This is a genomic window from Streptomyces sp. NPDC006208 (assembly GCF_040613775.1).
Classification (GTDB): Bacteria; Actinomycetota; Actinomycetes; order Streptomycetales; family Streptomycetaceae; genus Streptomyces.
In genome coordinates this window covers 1-3,890 of the sequence record NZ_JBEXSW010000112.1, presented here as the reverse complement: position 1 = coordinate 3,890, position 3,890 = coordinate 1, and the positions used below count along the sequence as shown (strand labels likewise).

The 3,890-nt window shown below is 73.7% G+C and carries 1 protein-coding gene; it reads left to right on the top strand.

The window, feature by feature from the left end; genetic code table 11:
• Window positions 1-3,890 (top strand): SDR family NAD(P)-dependent oxidoreductase (locus tag ABZ208_RS38795; RefSeq protein ID WP_356914153.1); only part of this gene is annotated, 3,890 nt, incomplete at both ends.

Genomic DNA, 3,890 nt, shown 5'->3' with positions numbered 1-3,890 from the left:
GCGGATGGTGTGCAGACCCTGCACGACCTGGGCGTGACCACCTTCGTCGAGATCGGCCCCGGCGGCGTCCTCAGCGCCCTCACCCAGGGCTGCCTCGACGACGACGTCGTCACCGTCCCTGCACTCCGCGCCGACCGCCCCGAGCCGTACGCGATCGTCACCGCCATCGGTCAGCTCCACACCCACGGCATCTCCCCGGACTGGCAGGCGCTCTTCCCGGGCGCCCGCCGCGTCGACCTGCCCACCTACGCCTTCCAGCGCGAGCGCCACTGGCTCGATGCGCCTCAGGTGGCAGCCGCCGGCGCCCCGGAGGCGATGGACGCCGAGTTCTGGCACTCCGTCGAGAGCGAGGACCGCGCATCACTCGGTGCGCTCCTGGGGATGGAGCCCGCCGAACTGGACGTGGTCGCACCCAAGCTGTCCGCCTGGCGCCGGCAGCGGCGCGAGCAGTCCACCGCCGACGGCTGGCGTTACCGGATCACCTGGCAGCCGCTCGGCGACATCGGGGGCGCCGCTCCGTCGGAGACCTGGTTCTACGTGGTCCCCGAGGAGACCGCATGGACCGCGGCGATCCACGCCGGACTCACGGAACTCGGCGTCGAGCTCGTCCCGTTCGTCGTGGGCGAAGACACCGACCGCGATGCGCTGGCCCGGACCCTGGCCAACGCCGGGCACGGGCAGGTCGACGGCATCGTGTTCGCCGCGGCAGGGGCTGGGGCTGGGGCTGGGGCAGGAACGGACGCCCTCCAGCGGCTCGTCCTGCTCGTCCAGGCCCTCGGCGACACCGGGATAGAGGCCCCGCTGTGGTGCCTGACCACCGGCGCGGTGTCGACCGGCCCCTCCGACCCGCTCACCGACCCCGCCTCGGCCCAGATCTGGGGCCTGGGCCGGATCGTCGCCCTGGAACAGCCGCAGCGCTGGGGCGGGCTCGTCGACCTGCCCACCGAACTCGACTCCCGCTCGCTGGAGCGACTGGCCGGCCTGCTGGCCCAGGCCGACGAGGACCAGCTCGCCGTACGAGCCTCCGGCGTGTCCGGCCGCCGTCTCGTACGCGCGCCGCAGAGCGCGGCACCGGCGGACGCGCCCTGGTCGCCGCGCGGCACGGTGCTCGTGACCGGCGGTACGGGTGCGCTCGGCGGGCATGTGGCCCGCTGGCTCGCCACCGCCGGAGCCGAACACCTGCTGCTCACCAGCCGCCGGGGCCCCGACGCTCCGGGCGCCGCCGAACTCAGGGCGGAGCTGGAGGAGCTGGGCGCTCGGGTCACCGTCGCCGCGTGCGATGCGGCCGACCGGACCGCGCTCGCCGAGCTGTTCGAGCAACACACGGTGAACGCCGTGGTGCACACCGCAGGCGTGCTCGACGACGGCCTGGTCGAATCGCTCACGCCCGAGCGCCTGAACCACGTGCTGCGGCCCAAGGTGGACGCCGCGCTCCACCTGCACGAGCTAACCCGGGACCGCCAGGACCTCGACGCCTTCGTCCTCTTCTCGTCGATGACCGGTGTCTGGGGCAACGGCGGCCAGGGCGCCTACGGTGCCGCGAACGCCTTCCTCGACGCCCTCGCCGAGCAGCGCCGTGCCCAGGGCCTGCCCGCGCTGGCCGTCGCGTGGGGGTCGTGGGCGGACGGAGGCATGGCCGACGGCGCCGCCGGCGACCACCTGCGGCGGCGCGGCGTCCGGGCGATCGCGGCCCTTCCCGCGATCTCCGTGCTGCACGGTGCGCTGACCCACGGCGAGACGTCCGTGACCGTCGCGGATGTGGACTGGGACCGCTTTGTCCCGGCCTTCGCCGGCACGCGCCCCTGCCCGCTGCTGCACGGTGTGCCCGAGGCCCGTAAGGCCCTCGAAGCACGCGCCCAGGCGGCGCAGAGCGCCGAAGTGCCCGCGTCCGCGCTGGTCCAGCGCCTCCTGGGCGCCACGCGGGGGGAGCAGGACCGCATCCTGCTGGACCTGGTCCGTGAGCAGGCCGCCACGGTGCTCGGCCACACGGGCAAGGGCGCCTTCGAGGCCGACCGGACGTTCCGCGAGACCGGCTTCGACTCGCTCACCGCCGTCGAACTGCGCCACAGGCTCAATACGGCCACCGGCCTCAAGCTGCCCACGACCCTGGTCTTCGACCACCCGACCCCCACCGCGCTCGCCCGCCACCTGCGCGAAGAACTCCTCGGCCGGCACGGGCTGGAAGCGGAGGCCGCGCAGGCGACGGCCGCCGCCGCGACCGACGAGCCCCTCGCGATCGTCAGCATGAGCTGCCGCTTCCCGGGCGGCGTGCAGTCGCCGGAGGACCTGTGGGAGCTGCTGCGCTCCGGCCGGGACGCGGTGTCCGGCTTCCCCACCGACCGCGGCTGGGACATCGACTCGCTCTACGACCCCGACCCCGACCGGTCCGGCAGGACGTACGCGCGTGAGGGCGGCTTCATCCAGGGTGCCGACCGCTTCGACGCCGGCCTCTTCGGGATCTCGCCGCGCGAGGCGCTGGCCATGGATCCCCAGCAGCGCCTGCTGCTGGAGACCTCGTGGGAGGCCTTCGAGCGCGCCGGCATCGCCCCCGTATCCGTCCGCGCCAGCCGCACCGGTGTCTTCATCGGCACCAATGGCCAGGACTACGCCAACGGGCTGCGCAACGCTCCCGAGGAGATCGAGGGATACGCGCTGACGGGCAAGGCGGCGTCGGTCGTCTCCGGCCGCATCTCCTACACGTTCGGTCTTGAGGGTCCTGCGGTCACGGTCGACACGGCCTGCTCGTCCTCGCTCGTGGCCCTCCACCTAGCCGCACAGGCACTGCGGAGCGGCGAGTGCTCGATGGCCCTGGTCGGCGGCGTCACCGTCATGACCACGCCGGACCTGTTCGTGGAGTTCAGCCGTCAGCGCGGGCTGTCGCCGGACGGCCGCTGCAAGGCGTTCGCGGCCGGTGCCGACGGCACCGGCTGGGGTGAAGGCGTCGGCCTGCTGCTGGTGGAGCGGTTGTCCGACGCCCAGCGCCACGGGCATCAGGTGCTGGCAGTGGTGTGCGGCAGCGCGGTGAACCAGGACGGTGCGTCCAACGGTCTGACCGCCCCCAACGGTCCGTCGCAGCAGCGGGTCATCCGGCAGGCACTGGCCTCCGCCGGACTCACGCCCGCCGATGTGGACGCGGTCGAGGCCCACGGCACGGGCACCAAGCTGGGCGACCCGATCGAGGCGCAGGCGCTGCTGGCGACGTACGGCCAGGAGCACTCCGACGACCGGCCGGTGTGGCTGGGATCGGTCAAGTCCAACATCGGTCACACGCAGGCTGCGGCGGGTGTGGCCGGTGTGATCAAGATGGTGCTGGCCATGCAGCACGGTGTGCTGCCGCAGACGCTGCACGTGGACGAGCCGACCGGGCACGTCGACTGGTCGGCGGGCGCCGTACGGCTGCTGACCGAGCCGGTGGAATGGCCCGGGACCGCCGGGCCCCGCCGGGCCGCGGTGTCGTCCTTCGGCATCGGCGGCACCAACGCGCACACGATTATCGAGGAGGCGCCCGCCGCGGCCGAAGCCGAGCCGGCCGCGGTACACCGACCGGTGCCCGTGCCGTGGGTGCTGTCGGCGAAGAGCGAGGTGGCGCTGCGGGCGCAGGCCGAGCGTCTGCTGGCCTTCGCGGCCGGCGACGTCTCTCCGGTCGACGCCGGATTCTCGTCCGCCACGACGCGATCGGCGCTGGAGCACCGGGCTGCGGTGATCGGCACCGACGCAGCCGAACTGCGGGCGGGGCTGGAGGCCCTTGCCACAGGCGAACCGGCGGCGAACGTGACGCTGGGGCGCGCCCGATCCGGGGGCAAGGTCGGGTTCTTGTTCTCGGGTCAGGGGTCGCAGCGGTTGGGGATGGGGCGTGAGCTGTATGCGGCGTTCCCGGTGTTCGCCGATGC